Below are 21484 nucleotides of genomic sequence, written 5' to 3'. Positions count from 1 at the left end.
CCGATGGTTCTGACCAGACGTCGAACCGGAACTCATCGGATCGACACGATCCGCACTGTGAGACGCGTCTCCGCCGCCGTCCGACCGGATGCGTTAGGTATGGCTACGCTGACCCGATGACGAGCGAGGCGCCGCGTCTGGGTGAGGGACTGTCGCTGCGGCGCATGCCGGCGCACTGGATGCTCGGCCGGCTGGGTAAACGGGTGATGCGCCCGGGTGGTCTCGGCTCCTCCCAGTGGTTGATCGACCGGTTGGGCATCGGGCCGGACGACGATGTGGTGGAGATGTGGCCCGGCCTGGGCCGGACCACCGCGCTCGCGCTCACCCGGAAGCCGCGCTCCTACGTCGGGATCGAACGCGGTGAGGCCGAAGCCGCCCGTGCCCGCCGCGCGTTCGGCGGCCCCGACCAGCGGTGCATCGTCGCGCCCGTGCACCGCAGCGGCCTTCCCGACCGGTGTGCCTCCGCGCTCTACGGCGAGGCACTGCTGACGCTGGAACCGGCCGGCCGCAAGGTCGAGATCGTCGCGGAGGCCGCCCGGCTGCTACGCCCGGACGGCCGCTACGGCGTCCACGAGCTCCTTCTCACCCCCGATGACCTGCCCGAGGAGACCAAGACCGAGATCCAGGCCGTGCTCACCCGGGTGCTCCGCATCGGCGCGCGACCGCTCACCCGCACGGAATGGCACGAGCTGCTCGCCGGCTCCGGGTTCGCCGTCCGGGAGGAGCGCACCACGCCGTTGCTGTTGCTGGAGCCGCGCACCGTGCTCGCCGACGAAGGCGCCGGCGGAACCGCCGCTATCCTCGGCCGGGCGCTGGCGCACCCTCAAGTGCTGCCCCGGTTAGCCGCGTTCTACCGCGTCTTCCACCGCTACCGGCACCATCTCGGCGCGATCACCCTGGTCGCCTCGCGCACCTGAGTCTGCCCGCCGTTCCAACGCACGCAACCGTTCCTCGATCCGGTCGTCCGGGTGCTCGGGTTGGCCGGGTTGGCCGGGTTGTCTTCGGACGGCGCGGGCGGTCATCACGCCGCTGAGGACGATCCAGGAGAACGCGGTCACGGCGGGGACGTAGAAGCCGAAGATGCCGTTCCAGGCGAACGGGCCGGTCTGGAAGACATAGAGCAGGCCGGCGGGCGCCACGCCGAACGCGCTCCACAGGTTGTAGTAGCCGAACCAGCGCGGGTAGACCGGATCGGCCCGTTCGTCGGCCAGGGTGACCGCGGCCAGGATCAGCATCTGGAACATGCCGGTGCACACGATCATCCACGGCAGCCAGGCCAGGTCGTTGAGCGCGCGCACGGTCTGCGGGACGTCGAGCCGGTAGGCGGCCGCCACCCAGAACGCGCTCGGGAAGGCGAACTCGAGCACGATGCACCCGGTGGCGGCGACGAAGGCCCACAGCAGCAGGGGGTCGCGCCCCTCGAGCCGGTGGATCTGGGCCGAGATCGCGGCCCCCCAGGGGAGGAGGAAGGCCGCCGCGAAGATGCAGATCGCCATGCCGACCCTGATGCCGGTGGCGTTCTCCCGGAACCGGTCGAAGATCTCGACGGCTCCGGCGCTCGGGTCCGGCGGGGGGATGAATCCCGCGAGCCCCCAGAAGCCGATCCCGGTCAGCACGACGAAGGGCACCCAGGAGTGGGCTCAGATCAGGTGGAGTCGTCTCCGGGCGGCGGTCATGAGCGGGCGCCTCTCCTTGACAGTCATCAGATTTTGTCACATAGTCACCTGATGGTCCAGGCCGCTCACACCCGCGCGCTGCTGATCGTGTTCTCCAACCCGTCCTCGGACGCCGAGGAGGAGGAGTTCAACCGCTGGTACACCGAGGAACACATCCCGGACGTGCTGCGTCTCGGCGGCCTGCGCAGCGGCCGCCGCTACCGGTCCTCCGGGGTGCCGCTGCTGCCCGGCTTGCCGGAACCCGGCCGCTACGCGGCGGTCTATCCGGTGGAGGCGGACACCGTGGAGCAGATCCGCGCGGTCGCCGACAAGCTCCAGGCCGGCCTGGCCGCCGGCGAGACATCGGTGTCCCCGACCATGGACCTCAGCAGGGTGCAGGCCGCCTGGGTCCTGCCCGTAGGCGAGGAGATCACGCTCTGAGGCGGGACACGCCTCAGTCGAAGGCGCCGAAGACGTTCTGGTCCCAGTCCAGCACGGAACCCGTGACCACGCCGGACCGTTCGGACAGCAGGAACACCACCATCGCGGCGATCTCGTCCGGCTGACCGAGCTTGCCCATCGGCAGTGACTTCGCCGCGCGTTCCCGCCAGCCGTCGTCGGCGGCGTGGAACCGGCGCTGGATCTCGTCCTCGCCCTCGGTGTCGGTCCAGCCGATGTCCAGGCCGTTGATCCGGATGCGGTCCCAGCGGTGGGCGTGGGCGGCGTTGCGGGTCAGGCCGGCCAGGCCGGCCTTGGTCGCCACGTACGGCGCCAGGTAGGGCTGCCCGCCCAGCTCGGAGGAAGTGATGATGTTGACGATGCTGCCCGGGCGGTTGTGCTCGCGCAGGTGGTTGACCACCGCCTGCATGAGGAAGAACGGGCCGCGCAGGTTCACCGCGACATGCTGGTCGAACAGCTCGGGGGTGGTGTCGGTGAGGCTCCCCCTTGTGGTCAGGCCGGCCGCGTTGACCAGGCAGTCCACCCGGCCGAACTTGTTGATCACCGTGCGCACCGCCGCCTGGCTGGCGGCCACGTCGGCCACGTCGGCGGCCACGAATACCGCCGGTGTACCCGCTGTATGCAGCTGGTCCACCAGGGCCTGACCCGGCTCCGGACGGCGCCCGGTGACCGCGACGCCGGCCGCGCTCTCGGCCGCCGCCGCGCGCGCCACCGCCGCCCCGATGCCCTGGGTGCCGCCGCTGACCAGTACCACCTTGTCGTTCAGCAAGCTCATCGCCGCGCTCCTCCAGCTCTTTCCACCCGAACCCGCCCGCCCTGGACCCGGACCCAGCGCTCGTCCGCTGACGCGGCGACGGCGGCCTCGACCACCCGCGCCGCCGCGAGCGCGTCCGCCACGGTCGCTCTCGCCGCCGGCTCCAGCATCCCGTCGCCGCGAGCGGCGTCCAGGAAGTGCGCGGCCTCGATCACCTTCAGGTCGTCGTAGCCCATCGCGTTGCCCGGCCCCGGCTGGAAGCGGGCGTACTCGCCGAGCCCGGCGTGCCCGAGCACGGTGGTGTAGCCGTCGGTGCCCAGCCGGGTCACCCGCAGCTCGTTCATCCGCTCGAAGTCCCAGCCGGCCGAGCCGCGCGTGCCGTAGACCTCGAGCACCAGGCCGCACCGGGGTCCGACCACCACCCGGGACACCTCGAGCGTGCCGATCGCCCCGCCGGCGAACCGGGCCAGCAGGGCGGCGTAGTCGTCGTTGTCCACCTCGCCGAGTTCCACGTCGCCGGCCGAGCCGTCGACCACGGCGAAGTGGCTCTCCGCGTCGGCGACCGGCCGCTGCCGGTGCACGATCGCGGAAGCCGCGCTGACCTCGGTGATCCGGTCGTCCAGCACGAACCGCACCAGGTCGGCCACGTGCGAGAGCAGGTCGCCGAGCACCCCGGTCCCGGCGTGCTCGCGCTGGAACCGCCAGGACAGCGCCACCCTCGGGTCGGCCGCTTGGCCGTTCAGGAACACGCAGCGCACGCTGGTCACCCGGCCCAGCTCGCCGTCCGCGACCAGCCGCCGGATATGCGCCACGGCCGGCGCCTGCCGGTAGTTGAACCCGACCGCCGTCACCACCCCGGAGGCGGCCGCCGCCTCCGACACCGCGGCCGCATCCTCGGCGTCCCGCCCGACCGGCTTCTCGATCCAGAACGGCTTGCCGGCCGCCGCGGCGGCCAATGCGACCTCCCGGTGCAGGGCATTGGGTGCGCAGATGGACACCACGTCGACCGCCGGGTCGTCCACCACCTCGCGGTAGTCGCCGGTGGCCCGGGCGTAGCCCAGTACATCGGTTGCATACACCTGGCGTTCGGGCGAGGTGTCCGCCGCGCACACAAGCTTCGGCCGCAGCCCCAGGTCCGGGTACACAACCGGTATACCCAGGTAGGCGCGGCTGTGCAGTTTGCCCATCCAGCCCACGCTCACCAGCCCGACCCCGACCGTCCGCATCCCGCTCACCGTCCGCGTCCCCTCACCGTCCGCGTCCTGGTCACCGGCCGCCGCCCGGTCGCCGTCCGCGTCCTGGTCACCGACCGCCGCCCCGTCGCCTTGCCTGCTCGGCCAGCTGGTCGCGCAGGCGGCCCTCCGGCCAGGACTCCTCCAGCGCCTGGCGGACCAGGTCGGCCTGGCTGGGCGGGGCGAGGCCGTCCACCGGCGGGTCGGCGTCCAGGTCGGTCGGGAACGGGTAGCCCTCGGCGGCGGCGGTGAGGGCGTGTCCGGCGCCGCCGGGGTCGGTGGCCGAGCGCGCGACCAGAGCGGGGTATATCGCGTTGCACATCCGCTCGCGGTGCACCGTCTCCATCGCGCGGCCGAACGGCGAGGACACCTGCAGCAGGTTGGCCATCCGCTGCACATTGGCGGTCCGGTTCGCCCCGGCACCGTGGATCACCGCCGGATTGAAGAACACCGCGTCGCCCAGCTCGAGCGGCAGCTGCACGTGGCGCTCGTCGAAGTACTCGCGGAACTCCGGCAGCTCGGTGGCCAGGTAGCCGGGCAGGTAGCGCTGCGAACCGGGCAGGTAGCAGGTCGGCCCGGACTCCACCGGCATGTCGCTGTGCGCCACCGCGCCCTGCAGGGTGAGCACCGGGGACAGCCGGTGCACGTGCTCGGGGAACCGCTCGATCCGCTCCGGCGCCAGGAAGCCCAGGTGGTAGTCGCGGTGCCCGACCTGCCCGGCGCCGCCCGGTTTGACTACGTTGACCTGCGAGGTCACCTGGTAGCCCGGCCCGAGCCAGGCCTCGCTGACCAGGGCCAGGATGTCGTTGGCGTAGTAGTCGACGAACACCTCGGGCGCCCGCACGGCCAGCTTCTCCAGCGCGTTCCAGATGCGGTCGTTCGCGCCCGGCCTGGCGAAGTGGTCGCCCTGCGCGGCGCCGGTCGCGTGCTGCTCGGCGATGATCGCGGCGAACTCCTCGGTGGCCCGGTGCACGGTCTCCGCCGCGAACGCGCCTCGGATGATCACGATACCGGGGCCGTCGGACAACGTGTATACAAGCTGTTCACAGACGGCGGTGCGGTCAGCCTCGCGCAGCAGTTTCGCCTGGTAGACCGGCACGTCCCGGACCACGAGTGCTTTCAGCTCGGCCAACCGGCAGGATTCTGTTCTCAACGTCATCCCGCCCACCCCGCTCCGGCGCTTCCGCGCCTGCGCTCCCTGAACCCGGTCACCCGGACACCTCGAGGTAGACGGCGCCGTCAGTGACCTTCACCGGGAAGGTGCGCAGGTCGACGAGCACGGGGGCGCCCTGGGCCTCCCCGGTGGCGTAGTTGAACCGGCCCATGTGCCGGGGACACTCGATCTCGCCGTCCATCACCAGGCCGTCGCAGAGCAGCTCCCGCTCGTGGGTGCAGTGGCCGGCGGTGGCGTAGAAGCGGTCCTCCGGCGAACGGAAGATCGCGTAGTCGACGCCGTCGTGCCGGATGCCGATGACGTCGTCCGGCTCGATGTCACCGGTCTTGCAGGCCTCGATCCACATCCTGGTCACACCTCCTGGAACGGGCGCGCGGTCGCCGGCAGCGTGCGGCGCACGTAATGGGTCTGGTCGCGCAGCTGACGCAGTACGGCCGGCACCAGCTCGCGGTACGCGGCCCAGATTGACGGGTACACCGGGGCCAGGTCGTGCTTGATCTCCTCGTGGAGCTCGGGCAGCCGGTGGTTGGGGATCATCGGGAACATGTGGTGTTCCACGTGGTAGTTCATGTTCCAGTAGAGGAACCGGTTGATTCGGCACATCCGGACGGTGCGGGTGTTCAGCCGGTGGTCCAGCACGTTCTCGCCCAGCCCGGCGTGCTGCGTGAGCCCGTAGACCAGGTGCATGAACGTGCCGTACACGCGCGGCCCGCCGATGTATACAAGCGGCATAACGGACCCGGTCAGCACGCACAAACTCACCGTGGCGGCGTAGATGGCCAGCCAGATCCGCGCGGTCCGGTACACCCGGGACCGCTCGGACTCCGGGATGAAGGTGGCCTCCTCGGCGCCCAGCCGGCCCAGTGCGTGCCGAACCATGTCCCGCAGCGCCAGCGGTACGTCGACCAGGCCGAAGAAGTTGGCCAGGATCCGGGCCAGCTTGGCCGGGCGCATGGCGGCGATCTCCGGGTCCCGGCCGACGATCAGGGTGTCGGTGTGGTGCCGGGTGTGGCTCCACCGCCAGACCGCCGGGTCGCGCATCATCATGAACGAGGCGACCTGGTAGACCACGTCGGCCATCCAGCGGGTGCGGAACACGGTGCCGTGCCCGGCCTCATGCCAGCGCGAGTCGCCGGCCGACCCGTAGAGCACGCCGTAGACCAGGAAGAACGGCACCGCCCACCAGGTTCCCCAGAGCAGCCCGCCCGCCGTGCCGGATACGGCCAGCAGGCCCAGCCAGATCGCCGTGTCGCGCAGCGCCGGCCCGTCGGAGCGGCGCATGAGCTCCTTCATCCGCCGGCGGTCGATCGGGCTGCGGTACCACTGCCCGCCGGTCAGGCCGGCGCTCTGGGCGCGGGCGCCCTTCGGGCCGGTCAGGTCGTACCGGGCCTGCGGGCCGTGTCCCCCGCGTTCCGCGCTGTGTCCTCCGCCCGCGCCGGGCTGGGCGCGGGCTCGCCGTGCGCGTTCCGCGCTTTGTCCTCCGCCCGCGCCTAACTGGGCGCGGGCTCGGCGAGCGCGTTCCGGGCTAGCCATCGCCGCCCCCGCTCAGCACCTTGCGCAGGAACTCGACGCTGGTATGCACGTCGCATACCGGGCCGATACCGGTCGGTTCCTCGGTGAGGATGGTGTCCTGCTCGAGCACGTACCAGCCGGCGTAGCCGTGCGCGCGCAGGTGCCCGACGATCGCCGGGGTGTCCACGTCGCCGGTGCCCAGCGGCCGGTACATGCCGGCCCGCACCGCTTCGGTGTAGCCGCGCCGGCCGTCCCGCACCTGCCGGGCGAGGCCGAGGTCGACGTCCTTGAGGTGGGTGTGTGCGATGCGCTCCGGGGCCTGCCGGGTCAGCTCGGCCGGGTCGGTGCCGCCGATCAACAGGTGGCCGGTGTCCAGGCAGAGGCGCACGGCCGACCCGTCGAGCACGCGCCGCACGTCGGCGCCGGTCTCCACCATGGTGCCCACGTGCGGATGCAGCACCGCCGCGACGCCGTGGCGGGCGGCCAGGTCGGTGATCCGGTCGAGGTTGGTGAGCAGCGTGCGCCAGCCGGACTCGTCCAGCTCGGGCCGCGAGTCGTAACCGTGCTGGCCGGTCACGGCGGACAGCACCAGGGTGCCGGCGTGCGCGGCCGCGTAACCGGCCAGGAGCCGCTCCACCTCCGGCAGCGGGTCGTGCTCGGGCCGGTGCAGCAGCAGCGGGGTGAACCCGCCGACCGCCGTCAGGTGGTGGCGTGCCAGCACGGCCGCCATGCGGTCCGGTGCGTCGGGCAGGAAGCCGGCCGGCCCGAACTCGGTGGCGGCCAGGCCGACCTCGCCCATCTCGGCGAGCACCCGGTCCGGGCGCATCTGGTAGCCCCAGCCCGGGACCTCGCACACGCCCCAGGAGATCGGTGCGCCGGCGATCTTTGCGGCGGCTTCGGGTGGGTGGGTCATCGAGTCACCTCCGTGATCCGTACAGGTCGGTGTTCGGCGGCGGAGCGGGCGGCGGCCTCGGCGATCCAGCCGGCGGCCAGCGCGTCGGCCACCGTGCACGGCGACGGGCGCCGGCCGGCCACCAGCTCGGTGAACGCGGCCAGCTCGGCGCGGAACGCGCCGGCCAGGCGGTCCATGAAGAAGCGGTGCGGGGTGCCGCCGGGGAAGGTCACGCCGGGCTCGACCGAACGCAGCGGCAGGCCGGCGTCCAGGCCGACGGCGATGCTGTCCCGCGAGCCGTGCAGCTCGAGGCGCACGTCGTAGCCGCGCGGGTTGAACCGGCTGTTGGAGACCAGCGCCAGCGTGCCGTCGTCCAGGGTGAGCGTGGTCGCGGCGGTGTCCACGTCGCCGTACCGGCCGAAGTTCACTGCCTCCCTCGAGCCGGCTTCCGGGTCGGCCGCCGAGCCGGCCTCCGCGTCGGCCCGGTTGCCCCCGGTGGCGTAGACCTCGACCACCTCGCGCCCGGTGACCCAGCGGATCGCGTCGAAGTCGTGCACCGAGCAGTCCCGGAAGATCCCGCCGGAGACCCGGAGATAGTCCGGCGGCGGCGGGGCGGGGTCCAGGGTGGTCGCCCGGACGGTGTGCAGCCACCCCAGCTCGCCGCTGTATACAGCTTGTCTCGCGGCGGTGTACCCGGCGTCGAACCGGCGTGGGTAGCCGATCTGCACCCGCTCGTCCCGGCCCGCGATGCGCTCGGCCAGCCGGACCGCGTCGGCGATGTCGCCGGCGATCGGCTTCTCGCAGAACACCGGCAGCCCGGCGTCCACGGCGGCCAGCAGCAGCTCCGGGTGGGCGTTGGTGGCGGCGGCGATCAGCACGCCGTCCACCCCGGAGGCGAGCAGCTTCGCCGGCGACTCGGCCGCCTCCGCGCCCACCTCGGCGGCGATCCGCGCGGTGGTATCGGCCACCGCGTCGGTGACCACCAGCGATTCGACCTCGTCCAGCCCGGCCAGCGTGCGCGCGTGGAACGCGCCGATCCGGCCCAAGCCGATCAGACCTAGCCGCATGAGGGCTCCTCTTCGCTGTGTGTGGGTTCGCTCCGCGTGCTGGGCCGGAGGGGGAAGCCGGCGGCCCGGTAGACGGTGTCGATCAGTTCCGCGTTGGCGACCGCGTCGTCCAGCGCGTCGGCGATGGCGTCGCCCGCCGGGTGGCGGAGCAGCTCGGCGAACGCCTCCAGCTGGTAGGTGTAGGAGGCGCGGGTGCCCAGCCGTTCAATGCGCTCGGCGCCGCCGGTGGTGACCGCGATCGTGTCGTCGCGCTGCGGCGAGACGAAGTGGCGGGCCTCGGCCTCGCCCCGCTCGCCGATCACCCGCAGGGTGGTGCGCCGGCCGTTGTTCATGGAGCAGTGGACCAGGCCGGTGGCGCCGCTCGGAAAGGCCAGCTCGACGGTCATCGTCTCGTCGACGCCGGGGTTGTCGGCGTGCTCGACCCCGACCGCGCGGATGAGGGCCGGCTCGCCGCCGGCCACCTCGCGCCCCAGTACCCGGCTGGCATGCAGTCCGTAGCAGCCGAGGTCCATGAGCGCGCCGCCGGCCAGCTGGAACGACCAGCGCGGGTCGACGGGCTTGGGCGGCGGCATGGTGAAGTGCGCCTCGACGTGCCGGACCGGGCCGAGCTCGGTGCGGGCCAGCTCCACCATGCGCCGCATCACCGGGTGGTGCCGGTAGTGGAACGCCTCGACCACCACCACGCCCTCAGCGCGGGCGGCGTCGGCGACGACGTGCGCCTCGGCGGCGTTGCTGGCGAACGGCTTCTCCGAGAGCACGTGCTTGCCGGCCCGGATGGCGGCCAGGTTCCACGGGCCGTGCATACCGTTTGCCAAGGGGTTGTATACAGCCTGTACTTCGGGGTCGGCGCACACCGCCGCGTAATCGTCCAGCACCCGCTCGACCCCGTGCTGACCGGCGAACTCCGCCGCCCTGGCCCGGGACCGGGCGGCCACCGCGACCAGCCGGTCACCGGTGATCCGCGCCGGGGCGACCACGGCCGCCGCGCTGATCCGGGCCGCGCCGAGCAGGCCGATCCGCAGTGGTTCCCCCGCCGATGCCATCCGCCTGACCTCCGTTGGTCGTCCCTTCAGAGCTGCTTTAAAGCGCTTTAAGACTGCTAGTACTATCCCGAGAACCAGCGGTACGTGTCAATGGGCCGAACGGGGTGCCAGTGGGGAACGGCAGGCGGGTGCGCCTGGAAGACGTGGCCGAGGCGGTCGGGCTGTCCCCCGCCTCGGTCTCCCTGGTGCTGCGCGGGGCTCCCGGGCCGAGCGCCGCGACCAGGGAGAAGGTGCTCGAGGCCGCGACCCGGCTGGGATACCGGCCGGACCGGACGGCCAGCCTGCTGGCCCGGCGGCGCAGCCGGCTGATCGGCGTATTGATGGACGTGCGCAGCACCTTCCACGCGCAGCTGGTCGAGGACCTGCACGACACCGTGGAAAAGCATGGATACGACCTGGTGCTGGCCACGATCACCCGCAGCCGGGGCGAACGGCGCGCGGTGGAGACGCTGCTCGACTCCCGCTGTGAGGCGCTGGTGCTGCTCGGCCCGGACGCGCGGGACGAGGAGCTGGCCGCACTGGACCGGCAGCTGCCGGTGGTCGCGGTGAGCCGGCGCGTCGGCACGGACCCGCCGGGGCTGGACGTGGTGCGGGTGGCCGACGACGCCGGTGTGGGCGAGGCGGTCGCCCACCTCACCGGGCTGGGCCACCGGGACATCGCGTACCTGGACGCCGGTCCCGGCGCGATCCCCAGCGAGCGCCGGCGAGGTTATCAGCGGGCCATGCGGGCCGCCGGCCTGGCCGACCGGGAGCGCCTGTTGCGCGGCGGCTACGACGAGTCGACCGGCATGCGGGCCGCCCGCGAGCTGCTCGAATCGGGCGACGAGCTGCCCACCGCGATCGTCGCGTTCAACGACCGCTCGGCGGTGGGCCTGCTCGATGTGTTCAGCCGTTCCGGGGTGGACGTGCCCGGGCGGGTGTCCGTGGTGGGCTACGACGACGACCAGCTGGCCCGGCTCGCGCACGTCGGGCTGACCTCGGTCGGCCAGGACACCCGCCGGTTGACCGAACACGCGGTGGCCGCCGTGGTGGAGCGGCTGGACGGCGGCCGGACCACGCACCGCGAGGTCGTGCTCCCGCCCTACCTGGCGGTCCGTGCCACCACCGGGCCGCCACGATCCGCCGGTAAGCCGGTTGGGTGACAGCCAGTCGGACGCTCTTCTCAGCTTGCGGCGACCACCAGGGCTAACGTGGCGGGCCTGCCCCGGACGAAGGACTTGCCGGCCCCGAGTCGGCCTGATGAAGCGTGGTTGCGCGCGTCATTCGGGGGAGTGGGCGCGCGCAACCACGCCATCAGGGTCGATAGAGCGAAGGCCGGTCGACCAGCGTGACCGGGACCCGCCCGCCGTCGTGCAGGGAGACCAGGGCGGCGTCGATGCACGCGGCGGCCGCGTAGCCGTCCCAGGCATCCGGGCCGGTGGGCTCCTCGCCCCCGGCCACCGAGGCCAGCCAGGACCGGAACTCGATGTCGAACGCGGCGGCGAACCGCTCCGGCCAGTCGGTCGGCACCCCCAGGGCCACCGTCCCGGCCGAGCGGACCACCACGCCGGCCGACTCGGACAGCGCGGCCACGCCGTCCTCGCAGACCACCTCGCCCCGGATGTCGTAGCCGTACCGCGCGTTGGCCAGCACCTCCACGTCCACCAGTACCCCGTTCGCCAGCTCCAGCACCAGCACCAGCGGGTCGGGGAAGCCGTCCTTGGCGCGCGAGTTGCGCCTCGGGGTGTACGCGGTGATCGCCGCGATCTCGTCGGCGAACATCCAGCGGATGAGGTCGAACTCGTGCACCGCGCTGTCGGTGACCACCATGTCGCCGGTGAAGTGCGCGGGCAGCGCCGGGTTGCGGTGCGCCGCGTGCATCAGCAGCGGCGCGCCCAGCGAGCCCCCGTGCACGGCGGCGCGCAGCGCCAGGTAGGCGGGGTCGTAGCGGCGCATGAACCCGACCTGGACGTAGCGGCGCCCGGCCGCCACCTCCGCTTCCAAGATCGTTATACAATCTGTGGACGAGCTGGCCAGCGGTTTCTCGCAGAACACCGGCTTGCCGGCGGCGATGCAGCCGAGCACGTAGTCCCGGTGCGTGCTGCCCCACGAGGTGACCACCACCGCGTCCACTTCCGGCGACTCGATCAGCTCGGCGCCGGTCGCCGGCACCGAGGCGCCCGGGGCCAGCGAGTCGGCCACCGCGCGCGCCCGGTCCAGGTCCACGTCGGTGACCGAGGTGATCCGTGCGCCGGGCACCGCCGTGGTCAGCCGCCGGATGTGCTCCGCGCCGATCACGCCGGTGCCGATCACGCCGATGTTGGTCACGCCGGTGTCGGTTACGCCGGTGTTGGTCACGCCGGTGTTGGTCACGAGCCGCGCAGCTCGTGGGTGAGTTCCGCGAGCTCCTGGCCGCCGGCCATCTCGGTGGTGAGCTCCTGCAGGCTCACCTCGTCGCGGCGTTTGTCCAGTACGCAGCGGCCCAGTTTCAGGATCACGAAATGGTCCCCGACCAGGTAGGCGTGGTGCGGGTTGTGGGTGATGAAGACGACGCCGAGCCCCTGGTCGCGGGCGGCGGCGGTGTACTTGAGCACCACGCCGGACTGCTTCACGCCGAGCGCGGCGGTCGGCTCGTCCAGGATCAGCACCCGCGCGCCGAAGTACACCGCCCGCGCGATCGCCACGCACTGCCGCTGCCCTCCGGACAGCGTGCCGATCGGCTGGTTGATGTCCTTGACGTGGATGCCCATCTTCTTCAGCTCGGTGTCCGCGATCTCCCGCATCCCGTTGATGTCCATCGGGGCGAGCGGGTAGTTGCCTCGGCGGAGCTCCGAGCCCAGGAAGAAGTTCCGCCAGACCTCCATCAGGGAGACCACCGCCAGGTCCTGGTACACGGTGGCGATGCCCCGGTCCAGCGCCTCGCGCGGCGAGGAGAACCGGGTATCCACCCCGTCCACACGAAGTACACCCTCGGTATGCGGGTGCAGGCCGGCAATGATCTTGATCAGCGTGGACTTGCCGGCACCGTTGTCGCCGAGCACGCACGCCACCTCGCCGGCGCGCACGGTCAGGTCCACGCCCTCCAGCGCGCGGATCGCCCCGTACGCCTTGCCGACGCCCTCCATCCGCACCAGAGGTTCACCGCGCTTCAGGTCCTTCGCCGCATGGGCCGCGATCGTGTCGGTCATACCGGCGTCCTCATTTCCTGGTCGACGCGTAGTTCTTGACGTACAGGTTGACCAGCACGGCGAGCAGCAGCATCGCGCCGAGGAAGGCCCGGAACCAGTTCGGGTCCCAGCCGGCGTACACGATGCCCTGCGTGGTCATGCCGAAGATGAACGCGCCCAGTGCGGACCCGATCGCCGAGCCGTACCCGCCGGTGAGCAGGCAGCCACCCACCACCGCCGCGATGATGTAGATGAACTCGTTGCCCACCCCGGTGCCGGACTGCACCACGCTGAGCTGGAACAGCTGGTGCTGGCCGAAGAACCAGGTGGTGAACCCGACGCCCATGAACAGGCCGATCTTGGTCGCGCGCACCGGAACGCCGACCGCCCGCGCGCTGTCCGCGTTGCCGCCCACCGCGAAGATCCAGTTACCGGTCCGGGTGCGCAGCAGTATCCAGGTGGCAACCAACGTGAATACCAGCCACCACAGCACGCTGATGTTGACCGTCATGAAGCCCAGCGGGATCTCCGAGGCGAACACCGCCTTGGCCGAGGCGAACCCGTCCAGCTCGGACGGGTTGGACGTGGCGACCGTGCCGGTGATCAGCTTGGTCACCCCGAGGTTGAGGCCGGCCAGCACGAAGAACGTGCTCAGCGTGACCAGGAAGCTGGGTATCCCGGTGCGCATCCGCAGGTACCCGTTGACGAACCCGATGCCCAGGCTGACCGCCAGGCTGAGCACCACGCCGACCCAGGCGTTCAGGCTGAGCTGGTAGCTGATCATCGACGAGGCCAGCGCGGTGGTGGTCACCGCGACGCCGGTGGAAAGGTCGAACTCGCCGCCGATCATCAGCAGCGCCACCCCGACGGCGACGATGCCGATCGTGGAGCTCTGGTAGAGCACGGTGGCCAGCGCGGCCGTGGTGCGGAACGGCTCGGCGATGACGAAGAAGAACACGAAGATCGCCACCGCCGCGACCAGCGCGCCGACCTCCGGGCGGCCCAGCACCCGGGAGATCATCGATCGCTGCACCCTCACCGGCTCCACGGCCGGTGAGGGTGGTTTTGCCACGTCCGTCGTCATGCCGGCCTACCTGGTGTTCCGCGCGGCGTACTGGGCGATCTTGGTGATGTTGGTCTTGTCCACGTAGGACGGGCCGGTGAGCACCGAGCGGCCGCCGCCGATGTCGTTGCCGTTGGTGAGGTTCAGCCACAGCGAGGTGACCGCCATGTAGCCCTGCACGTACGGCTGCTGGTCCACGGAGAACTCGATCGCGCCCGACTCGATCTGCTTGGCCACGTCGGTGTTCAGGTCGAACGTGGCGATCTTGGCCGACGACCCGGCGCCCTGCTTGGCCCCCTGCGCGGCCAGTGCGATCGGGGCGCCCAGGGTGACCACCCAGGTGATGGACGGGTCCTGCTGCAGCTTGGCCACGATGGTCGACTGCACGGCGGGCATGTTCTCCGAGTCCACGTACAGGATCTCGGTGTTCGGGAAGGTCTTCTTGACGCCGGCGCACCGGGCCTCCAGCGCCACGTGACCCTGTTCCTGGATCACGCAAACCGCCTTCCCACCGCCGCCGGAGGCGATCCGGCTGCCCACGGCCTGCCCGGCGACGTCCTCGTCCGAGCCGAAGTACATCTGCGCGTCGTATTTCTGCCAGTCCTGGTAGCCCGAGTTGAACGCCACCACCGGGATGCCGGCCTTGCGCGCGGCCTGGGCCACCGGGCCGACCGCGTCCGGCTTGGCCAGGGTCACCGCGATGCCGTTGACCTTGGAGTCGATCGCGTTCTGCACCAGGGTGGCCTGCTTGCCGGCCTCCGGGTCGGAGGAGTACTTCAGGTCCACGTTGAGCTGCTTGGCCGCCGCCTCGGCGCCGGACCGGATCTTGTCCCAGAAGGTGTCGCCCAGCTTCTCGTGCGTGATCATGGCGATGGTGAAGCGCTCGCCGGTGGCGGCCCCGCCGCCCTCGTTGCGGGCCCCGCCCTTGCTGCTGCACGCGGTGGTGATCGCCAGCGCCGCCGCGATGCCCACGACGGCGAGCGCGCGTCCCAGCTTGTGGGTACTCCTCATTGAGTGCTCCTTGTATACAGCGTGTATTAGTGCGAGGTGGGGAAGTGGTATGAGGCGCCGGTGGGCGCTGCCACGTGTGGCCACCGGGCGGTGATCACCTTCGCCCGGGTGTAGAACGAGACCCCTTCCGGTCCGTGGACGTGCTGGTCACCGAACAGCGAGTCCTTCCATCCCCCGAACGAGTAGTACGCCATGGGCACCGGGATCGGCACGTTTATGCCGATCATGCCCACTCGAACGCCGCGCTGGAAGCGCCTGGCCGCTTCGCCGGAACTGGTGAACACGGCGGTCCCGTTGCCGTACGGGTTGGCGTTGACCAGGGCGATCGCCTGGTCGACGTCGTCCACCCGCAGCACGGAGAGCACCGGGCCGAAGATCTCCTCGCGGTAGACGTCCATCCCGGTGGACACCCGGTCCAGCACGGTCGGGCCGACGAAGAAGCCCTTCTCGTGGCCCGGCACGGTCAGCCCCCGGCCGTCCACCACCAGGTCGGCGCCCTGCTCGGCGCCGGTGCCGATCAGGCCGGTGATCCGTTGTCTGGCCTCGGCTGTGATCACCGGCCCCATTTCGGACCGCGGGTCGCGGCCCGGGCCGACCCGCACCGCGCGGGCCTTCTCGGACACCGCCGCGACCAGCTCATCCGCGTACCCCCCGCCCGAGCCGCCCGAGCCGCCCGAGCCGCCCGAGCCGCCCGAGCCGCCCGAGCCGCCCGAGCCGCCTGGGCCGCCTGGGCGGCTGGGGCCGCCGACCACCACCGCCGCCGAGAGTGCCATGCAGCGCTCCCCGGCCGACCCGAACGCGGCCGCGACCAGGTGGTCGGACGCGTAGTCCGGCGACGCGTCGGGCAGCACCACGGCGTGGTTCTTCGCCCCGCCCAGCGCCTGCACGCGCTTGCCGTTCGCGCTGGCCCGCTGGTGGATGTAGCGGGCGATCGGGGTGGAGCCGACGAACGAAACGGCGGCCACCTCGGGGTGGTCGAGCAGCGCGTCCACGGCCTGTTTGTCGCCGTGCACCACGTTGAACACGCCGTCCGGCAGGCCGGCTTCGGCCCACAGCCGGGCGATCAGGTCGGCCGCTCCGGGGTCCCGCTCGCTGGGCTTGAGCACGAAGGTGTTCCCGCAGGCGATGGCCACCGGGAACATCCACATCGGCACCATGGCCGGGAAGTTGAACGGGGTGATCCCCACGCACACGCCCAGCGGCTCGCGGAACGAGAACACGTCCACCCCGGTGGACACCTGGTCGGAGTAGTCGCCCTTGAGCAGCGTCGGCACCCCGCAGGCGAACTCGATCACCTCCAGACCGCGCTGCACCTCGCCGCGTGCGTCGGAGAGCACCTTCCCGTGCTCGTCGGAGATGATCTCGGCGAGCTGGTCGACGTGGGCGTTCACCAGCTCGCGGAAGGCGAACAGCACCTTCGTCCGCTGGGACAGCGAGGACTGCGACCAGGTTTCGAACGCGGCGGCGGCCACCCGCACCGCCTCGTGCACGTCGGCCTCGCCGGCCAGCGCGACCTTCGCCTGTATCTCGCCTGTGGACGGGTTGTATACAGGCCCGGTGCGCTCGGTATCCCCAGCGTATGGCTTGCCGCCGATCCAGTGGGTGATCGTTCTCAACGTGGCTCTCCCGGTCAGTACAGCGGGCGCTGCGCGGTCTTCTGCTCTTCGTAGGTCTTGCGGGCCTGCCGGGTGCTCTCCAGGTCGGACACCTCGGCCACCGGCACGTCCCACCAGGCGTTGGAGCCGGGTGACGGGGCCAGCGGGTCGGTCTCGATGTGGATCGCCGTGGTCCGGGTGGCGGCCCGGGAGCGCGCGATGGCCGCCCGGAACTCGTCGATGGTGCTCACCCTGATCACGTCGGCGCCCAGGCTGGCCGCGTTGGCGGCCAGGTCCACGGGCAGCCGCTCGCCGTCCAGGCGACCGGTGTTCGCGTCCCGGTACCGGTAGGCGGTGCCGAACCGCTGCGAGCCGACCGACTCGGACAGCGCGCCGATCGACGCGAACCCGTGGTTCTGCACGATCACGATGTTCAGCTTGATGTTCTCCGCGACGGCGGTGACGATCTCCTGCGCCATCATCAGGTACGAGCCGTCGCCGACCAGCGCGAACACCTCGCGCTCCGGCGCCGCCAGCTTCACTCCCAGCGCGCCGGCGATCTCGTAGCCCATGCACGAGTAGCCGTACTCCACGTGGTACGCCTTCGGATCCGACGCCCGCCACATCCGCTGCAGGTCACCCGGCATCGACCCCGCCGCCTGCACCACCACGTCGGAGGGCTCCAACGCCGCGTTCAACACCCCCAACACCTCCGCCTGCCCCGGCTTCTCCCCCGGTCGCCCGGCGAGTCGGGATTCTGGGTACGGCGAGTCGGGGATCTGGGTACGGTGAGTTGGGATTTCGGGTACGCCCAGCGGCGCGTTCGCGGTGTGGAGCGCCGCCGCGGCCGTGCCGGCCGGCGCCGCTGCCGCATGGTCGGCCGCCGCCGTGTCGGCCAGCGCCGCTGCATTGTCGGCCCGCGCTGCTGCCGCATTGTCGGCCAGCACCGCCGCCGCCGTGCCGACCTGCGCTGTCGCCGCATTGCCGGCCAGCGCCGCCGCATTCCCGGCCGGCGCCCTCCCGGCCCGCGCCGTCCCGGCCAGCGTTTCTGTGAGCGCGGTCAGGCCCTCGCGCGCGTCCGCGACCAGTATTTCTCCGGCGTGCTTGGCCGCGTCGAACCGCGCCACGTTCAGGTTCACGAACCGCACCCCCGGGTTCGCGAACACGGTTCGCGACGCCGTGGTGAAGTCGCTGTACCGGGTACCGATGCCGAGCACCACGTCGGCCTCCCGGGCCAGCTCGTTGGCCAGCGGCGAACCGGTGGCGCCGATGCCGCCGACCGACAGCGAGTGGTCCCACGGAATGGCGCCCTTACCGGCCTGCGTGTCGGCCACCGGGATGCCGGTGGCCTCGGTGAACCGGCGCAACGCGGACCCCGCCTCGCTGTAGACCACCCCGCCGCCGGCGATCACCAGCGGCCGGCGCGCCGAGCGGAGCAGCGCGACGGCGCGGGCCAGCGCGGCCGGTTCGGGCACCGGGCGCGGGATGTGCCACACCCGGCGGGCGAACAGCTCCTCCGGCCAGTCGAACGCCTCCGCCTGCACGTCCTGCGGCAGTGCCAGGGTGACCGCGCCGGTGTCGGCCGGATCGGTGAGCACCCGCATGGCGCCGAGCAGCGCGGCCGGCAGCTGTTCCGGCCGGTTGACCCGGTCGAAGAACCGGGACACCGGGCGGAACGCGTCGTTCACCGAGACGTCGTAACCGCGTGGGTCCTCCAGCTCCTGCAACACCGGGTTCGCCACCCGGGTGGCGAAGAAATCACTCGGCAGCAGCAGCACCGGGATGCGGTTGATGGTGGCCAGCGCGGCCCCGGTGACCATGTTGGTGGAGCCGGGACCGATGGACGCGGTGCAGGCCAGGGTGGCCAGCCGGTTGCGCGTCTTGGCGTAGCCGACTGCGGTGTGCACCATGCCCTGCTCGTTGCGGGCCAGGTAGTAGGGCAGGTCGCCGGAACCGGCGGCGGTGTGCTCAGGGTGCCGACTGGCGGAGGATTCGAGTAGGGCTTGGGCCAGGCCGGCGACGTTGCCGTGGCCGAAGATGCCGAACATGGCGGGGATCAGGCGGTGTTCCAGGCCGTCCCGTTCCGAGTACTGGGCGGCCAGGAAGCGGACCGCGGCCTGGGCGACGGTGAGTTTCATGACTCCCGCTCCTCGGTCCCGGTCAACGGCAGGCGGGGGTCGAGGGCCTGGTCCGGCCAGGTGGAGCGGACCCAGGCGTGCGCCGGGTCGTCGCAGATCAGCCAGGCCCGCTCGGGATCGGGGCCGGCCATCACGTTCAGGTAGTACAGCGGGTATCCCGGCGGCGCCATGGACGGGCCGTGCCAGCCGTGCGGGATGAGCACGGTGTCACCGGACCGCACCTCGGCGCACACGTCGATCTCCCGGCCCGGCCCGGAGCCGTAGACCCGTTGGTAACCGACGCCTTGGTCGGTCGGGCCACCGACCTCGAAGTAGTAGATCTCCTCCAGCACCGACTCGCCGGGGCGCTGCTCGTCGTGCTTGTGCGGAGGGAAGGAGGACCAGTTGCCGGCCGGGGTGAGCACCTCCACCGCGATCAGCTTGTCCGCGTCGAAGGTGTCGGGATTGCAGAAGTTGTTCACCTGGCGACTGGCCTGGCCGGCGCCCCGCAGCTCCACGGAAACCCCGGACGCCGGGCCGTAGCGGGCCGTCAGCCGGCGCGAACACCGCGCGCCGGGCAGCGCGAACCGGCCCCCGCCCACCGAGGTGACCCGCGCGCGGGCGTCCCTCGGCAGGTACGCGAAGTCGGTCACCCGGGAGAACACCGAGCGGCGGCCGGCCAGCGAGAACTCGGCGCCGTCGCAGGTCATCACGCACGAGCCGGACAGCGGCAGCACCACCATCTCCTCCGGCCCGGTCTCGAACTCGACCGTTTCGTCGGTTCCCAGCGCCAGTACCCGCAGGCTGGAGTACCCCCAACCGGCCGACTCCGGAGTGATCACCAGCTCGAACGGCCCCTCGGCCGCCTCGCCCCGCCGGACCACGTGCTTACTCACAGCAAACTCACCGCCGCATCCACTGCCGCCGAAACATCGTCACCCGGGGGAAAGAGCAGGCTGCGCCCGATCACCAGGCCCTGCACGGTGGGCAGCGCCAGCGCCTTGTCCCAGTTGGCCAGCGCCGCGTCGTGCGCGGCGGGGTCGTTGGCCGCCTCGCCGCCGAGCACCAGGGCGGGCAGCGTGGTCGCCGCCATCGCCCGCTCCATGTCCGGCACGATCGGCACCTTCAGCCATGTGTAGGCCGAGGTTGTGCCCAGCCCGGCGGCCACCGACATGGCGCGGATCATCGCCTCGGCGGTCAGCTCGTTGCGCACCCGGCCGTCCACCCGGTGCGAGATGAACGGCTCGACCATGGCCATCAGTTGATTCGCCGCGAGCTCGCTCACCGCTTCTGCCGAGGCGGCCAGGGTGGCCACGGTGGCCGGGTCGGCCGGGTCGATCCGGGTGAGCATCTTGCCGCCCTCGAACCGGGCGGCGGCCAGCGCGGCGGCGTCGTAGGCGGTGAACCGGTCGTCCAGCTCGAAGGACGTGCCGGCCAGGCCGCCCCGGTTCATCGTGCCGATGACCACCTTCTCGTCCAGCGCGCCGAGCAGCAGCAGGTCCTCCAGGATGTCCGGGGTGCCGAGCACGCCGTTCACCCCGGGCCGGGAGAGTGCCTCGCAGACGCGGTCCAGCAGCTCGATGCGGTCGCCCATGGCCATCGCCCGGTCGCCGGCGCGCAGCGCGCCCCGGGCCGGGTGGTCGGCGGCGATCATCATCAGCTTGCCGTGCGGGCCGAGCAGTGAGGTGGGACGGGGCCGCCTGGCGGCGGCCTCGGCGATCGCGTCCGGCCGGTGCACCCGGGTCCCCACCAGCGCGGACAGCCACCGGTCGTCATGCATCGACGGCTGCCCTGCTCAGTGCCTCGGCCACCTCGTCGTAGCCGGGCATGGCGTCCGCGCAGGCCAGCCGGCCGGCCACGATCGCGCCGGCGGTGTTGGCGAACCGCATGATGCGCTCCAACGGCCACCCGGCGAGCAGTCCGTGACACAGCGCGCCGCCGAAGGCGTCGCCCGCGCCGAGCCCGTTCACCACGTTCACCGGCACCGGCGGCACCTCGACGATCTCGCCGTCCCGTGAGGCCAGCACGCCCTTCGGACCCTGCTTGACCACGGCCAGTTCCACGCCGGCCTCGTGCAGGGCGGCCGCCGCGGCGCGTGGTTCCCGTACGCCGACCGCCGTCTCGCACTCGTCCTGGTTGCCCACCGCCACCGTGACGTGCGGCAGCGCCTTCGCGTACTCGGCCCGCGCGGCCTCCCGCGAGTCCCAGAACATCGGCCGGTAGTCCAGGTCCAGCACGGTGATGCCGTGCTTGGCCCGTATACCGAGTGCATACAGCGTGGCCGCCCGGCTGGGTTCGGCGGACAGCCCGGTGCCGGTGACCCAGAAGATGTCCGCGCCCCGGACCGCCTCCGGGTCCAGCTCCTCGGGGTGGATCTCCAGGTCCGGGGCCTTGGGCAGCCGGTAGAAGTAGAGCGGGAAGTCGTCCGGCGGGAAGATCTCGCAGAACGTCACCGGCGTCGGGTACGCGGACACCGGGGTGACGAACCGGTCGTCCACGCCGAACCCGCGCAGCGCGTCGTGCAGGTACTCGCCGAACGGGTCGGCGCCGGTGCGGGAGATCAGCGCGGCGCGCCGGCCGTAGCGGGCCGCCGCCACGGCCACATTGGCGGCCGTGCCGCCCAGGTATTTGCCGAAGCTCCGCACCTCGCGCAGTGACACCCCGGTCTGTAGCGGGTAGATGTCCACCCCGAGCCGACCCATGGTCAGCACCTCGAACATGTCGCCGTCCTCGCGCGTTTTGACTGGTAGCGGGCTTGGCCCGT

21 protein-coding genes are annotated in these 21484 nt (G+C 71.8%); 3 read left to right on the top strand and 18 right to left on the bottom strand.

Annotation, left to right across the window (positions count from 1 at the left end; genetic code table 11):
• The first annotated feature begins 116 nt into the window (after window positions 1–116).
• Complete coding sequence (locus tag ABEB12_RS33990) at window positions 117–917, top strand: SAM-dependent methyltransferase (protein WP_185063775.1); 801 nt, start codon at window positions 117–119, stop codon at window positions 915–917.
• Here ABEB12_RS33990 and ABEB12_RS33985 read toward each other — a convergent pair.
• Window positions 840–1616, bottom strand: coding sequence for a hypothetical protein (locus ABEB12_RS33985; protein ID WP_345703379.1), 777 nt, complete (start codon window positions 1614–1616; stop codon window positions 840–842). The two genes, ABEB12_RS33990 and ABEB12_RS33985, sit on opposite strands and share 78 nt — an antisense overlap.
• Window positions 1617–1727: 111 nt before the next feature.
• Between ABEB12_RS33985 and ABEB12_RS33980 the strand changes: the two genes are divergently transcribed.
• Window positions 1728–2096, top strand: coding sequence for a DUF4286 family protein (locus ABEB12_RS33980; RefSeq protein ID WP_185063777.1), 369 nt, complete (start codon window positions 1728–1730; stop codon window positions 2094–2096).
• A 13-nt stretch (window positions 2097–2109) separates the two neighbouring features.
• Here ABEB12_RS33980 and ABEB12_RS33975 read toward each other — a convergent pair whose 3' ends face one another.
• From ABEB12_RS33975 to ABEB12_RS33940, 8 genes are all read right to left on the bottom strand, one after another.
• Entirely contained in the window at window positions 2110–2889 is a 780-nt protein-coding gene (locus tag ABEB12_RS33975; RefSeq protein WP_185063778.1) for an oxidoreductase, read from the bottom strand.
• Window positions 2886–4094, bottom strand: coding sequence for a Gfo/Idh/MocA family protein (locus ABEB12_RS33970; RefSeq protein WP_185063779.1), 1209 nt, complete (start codon window positions 4092–4094; stop codon window positions 2886–2888). Before ABEB12_RS33970 ends, ABEB12_RS33975 begins: the two co-directional genes overlap by 4 nt.
• Before the next feature lie 76 nt (window positions 4095–4170).
• The gene (locus ABEB12_RS33965) at window positions 4171–5259 is read right to left on the bottom strand and encodes a phytanoyl-CoA dioxygenase family protein (protein WP_185063780.1); all 1089 of its coding nucleotides are present in this window, start codon (window positions 5257–5259) and stop codon (window positions 4171–4173) included.
• 49 nt (window positions 5260–5308) lie between these two features.
• A complete protein-coding gene (locus ABEB12_RS33960; RefSeq protein WP_221498470.1) occupies window positions 5309–5620 on the bottom strand; it encodes a MocE family 2Fe-2S type ferredoxin in 312 nt (103 codons plus the stop codon).
• Window positions 5621–5625: 5 nt separating this feature from the next.
• Complete coding sequence (locus ABEB12_RS33955; protein ID WP_185063782.1) at window positions 5626–6807, bottom strand: fatty acid desaturase; 1182 nt, start codon at window positions 6805–6807, stop codon at window positions 5626–5628.
• A complete protein-coding gene (locus ABEB12_RS33950) occupies window positions 6800–7699 on the bottom strand; it encodes a TIM barrel protein (RefSeq protein WP_185063783.1) in 900 nt (299 codons plus the stop codon). The genes ABEB12_RS33955 and ABEB12_RS33950 overlap by 8 nt, the downstream gene beginning before the upstream one ends.
• The gene (locus ABEB12_RS33945; RefSeq protein ID WP_185063784.1) at window positions 7696–8745 is read right to left on the bottom strand and encodes a Gfo/Idh/MocA family protein; all 1050 of its coding nucleotides are present in this window, start codon (window positions 8743–8745) and stop codon (window positions 7696–7698) included. The genes ABEB12_RS33950 and ABEB12_RS33945 overlap by 4 nt, the downstream gene beginning before the upstream one ends.
• The gene (locus ABEB12_RS33940) at window positions 8736–9788 is read right to left on the bottom strand and encodes a Gfo/Idh/MocA family protein (protein ID WP_185063785.1); all 1053 of its coding nucleotides are present in this window, start codon (window positions 9786–9788) and stop codon (window positions 8736–8738) included. The genes ABEB12_RS33945 and ABEB12_RS33940 overlap by 10 nt, the downstream gene beginning before the upstream one ends.
• Window positions 9789–9898: 110 nt before the next feature.
• Here ABEB12_RS33940 and ABEB12_RS33935 point away from each other — a divergent pair, with 110 nt between their 5' ends.
• Entirely contained in the window at window positions 9899–10930 is a 1032-nt protein-coding gene (locus ABEB12_RS33935) for a substrate-binding domain-containing protein (RefSeq protein ID WP_185063786.1), read from the top strand.
• Window positions 10931–11081: 151 nt separating this feature from the next.
• Here the strand turns inward: ABEB12_RS33935 and ABEB12_RS33930 are convergent, their stop codons facing one another.
• Genes ABEB12_RS33930 through iolC form a run of 9 tightly spaced genes read right to left on the bottom strand, consistent with a single transcriptional unit; the run spans window position 11082 to window position 21440 of the window.
• Window positions 11082–12140 (bottom strand): Gfo/Idh/MocA family oxidoreductase, encoded by a 1059-nt coding sequence (locus tag ABEB12_RS33930; RefSeq protein WP_345703378.1) that lies wholly within the window; start codon window positions 12138–12140, stop codon window positions 11082–11084.
• Window positions 12137–12955, bottom strand: coding sequence for an ATP-binding cassette domain-containing protein (locus ABEB12_RS33925; protein WP_185063787.1), 819 nt, complete (start codon window positions 12953–12955; stop codon window positions 12137–12139). Before ABEB12_RS33925 ends, ABEB12_RS33930 begins: the two co-directional genes overlap by 4 nt.
• A 10-nt stretch (window positions 12956–12965) precedes the next feature.
• Complete coding sequence (locus ABEB12_RS33920; protein WP_185063788.1) at window positions 12966–14018, bottom strand: ABC transporter permease subunit; 1053 nt, start codon at window positions 14016–14018, stop codon at window positions 12966–12968.
• Between the two features lie 6 nt (window positions 14019–14024).
• On the bottom strand, window positions 14025–15008 hold the full coding sequence (locus ABEB12_RS33915) for a substrate-binding domain-containing protein (protein WP_185063789.1): 984 nt from the start codon (window positions 15006–15008) through the stop codon (window positions 14025–14027).
• A 26-nt stretch (window positions 15009–15034) separates the two neighbouring features.
• Entirely contained in the window at window positions 15035–16624 is a 1590-nt protein-coding gene (locus ABEB12_RS33910) for an aldehyde dehydrogenase family protein (RefSeq protein ID WP_185063790.1), read from the bottom strand.
• A 14-nt stretch (window positions 16625–16638) separates the two neighbouring features.
• A complete protein-coding gene (gene iolD, locus ABEB12_RS33905; RefSeq protein ID WP_185063791.1) occupies window positions 16639–18741 on the bottom strand; it encodes a 3D-(3,5/4)-trihydroxycyclohexane-1,2-dione acylhydrolase (decyclizing) in 2103 nt (700 codons plus the stop codon).
• Window positions 18738–19616, bottom strand: a complete 879-nt coding sequence (gene iolB, locus ABEB12_RS33900; protein WP_185063792.1) for a 5-deoxy-glucuronate isomerase — start codon at window positions 19614–19616, stop codon at window positions 18738–18740. Before iolB ends, iolD begins: the two co-directional genes overlap by 4 nt.
• Entirely contained in the window at window positions 19613–20500 is an 888-nt protein-coding gene (locus tag ABEB12_RS33895) for a Cgl0159 family (beta/alpha)8-fold protein (RefSeq protein WP_185063793.1), read from the bottom strand. Before ABEB12_RS33895 ends, iolB begins: the two co-directional genes overlap by 4 nt.
• Entirely contained in the window at window positions 20493–21440 is a 948-nt protein-coding gene (iolC, locus tag ABEB12_RS33890; RefSeq protein WP_221498471.1) for a 5-dehydro-2-deoxygluconokinase, read from the bottom strand. The genes ABEB12_RS33895 and iolC overlap by 8 nt, the downstream gene beginning before the upstream one ends.
• Window positions 21441–21484: the final 44 nt, after the last annotated feature.

Source organism: Actinospineispora eucalypti (assembly GCF_039543365.1).
Lineage (GTDB): Bacteria > Actinomycetota > Actinomycetes > Mycobacteriales > Pseudonocardiaceae > Pseudonocardia > Pseudonocardia eucalypti.
The sequence above is the reverse complement of the archived record's forward strand: the minus strand, read 5'-3'. Positions and strand labels throughout refer to the sequence as shown.

Coding starts and splice junctions, on each gene's coding strand:
- ABEB12_RS33990 (WP_185063775.1), top strand. CDS start 117: ATGACGAGCGAGGCGCCGCGTCTGGGTGAGGGACTGTCGCTGCGGCGC.
- ABEB12_RS33980 (WP_185063777.1), top strand. CDS start 1,728: ATGGTCCAGGCCGCTCACACCCGCGCGCTGCTGATCGTGTTCTCCAAC.
- ABEB12_RS33975 (WP_185063778.1), bottom strand. CDS start 2,889: ATGAGCTTGCTGAACGACAAGGTGGTACTGGTCAGCGGCGGCACCCAG.
- ABEB12_RS33970 (WP_185063779.1), bottom strand. CDS start 4,094: ATGCGGACGGTCGGGGTCGGGCTGGTGAGCGTGGGCTGGATGGGCAAA.
- ABEB12_RS33965 (WP_185063780.1), bottom strand. CDS start 5,259: ATGACGTTGAGAACAGAATCCTGCCGGTTGGCCGAGCTGAAAGCACTC.
- ABEB12_RS33960 (WP_221498470.1), bottom strand. CDS start 5,620: ATGTGGATCGAGGCCTGCAAGACCGGTGACATCGAGCCGGACGACGTC.
- ABEB12_RS33955 (WP_185063782.1), bottom strand. CDS start 6,807: ATGGCTAGCCCGGAACGCGCTCGCCGAGCCCGCGCCCAGTTAGGCGCG.
- ABEB12_RS33950 (WP_185063783.1), bottom strand. CDS start 7,699: ATGACCCACCCACCCGAAGCCGCCGCAAAGATCGCCGGCGCACCGATC.
- ABEB12_RS33945 (WP_185063784.1), bottom strand. CDS start 8,745: ATGCGGCTAGGTCTGATCGGCTTGGGCCGGATCGGCGCGTTCCACGCG.
- ABEB12_RS33940 (WP_185063785.1), bottom strand. CDS start 9,788: ATGGCATCGGCGGGGGAACCACTGCGGATCGGCCTGCTCGGCGCGGCC.
- ABEB12_RS33925 (WP_185063787.1), bottom strand. CDS start 12,955: ATGACCGACACGATCGCGGCCCATGCGGCGAAGGACCTGAAGCGCGGT.
- ABEB12_RS33920 (WP_185063788.1), bottom strand. CDS start 14,018: ATGACGACGGACGTGGCAAAACCACCCTCACCGGCCGTGGAGCCGGTG.
- ABEB12_RS33915 (WP_185063789.1), bottom strand. CDS start 15,008: ATGAGGAGTACCCACAAGCTGGGACGCGCGCTCGCCGTCGTGGGCATC.
- iolD (WP_185063791.1), bottom strand. CDS start 18,741: ATGAAACTCACCGTCGCCCAGGCCGCGGTCCGCTTCCTGGCCGCCCAG.
- ABEB12_RS33895 (WP_185063793.1), bottom strand. CDS start 20,500: ATGCATGACGACCGGTGGCTGTCCGCGCTGGTGGGGACCCGGGTGCAC.
- iolC (WP_221498471.1), bottom strand. CDS start 21,440: ATGTTCGAGGTGCTGACCATGGGTCGGCTCGGGGTGGACATCTACCCG.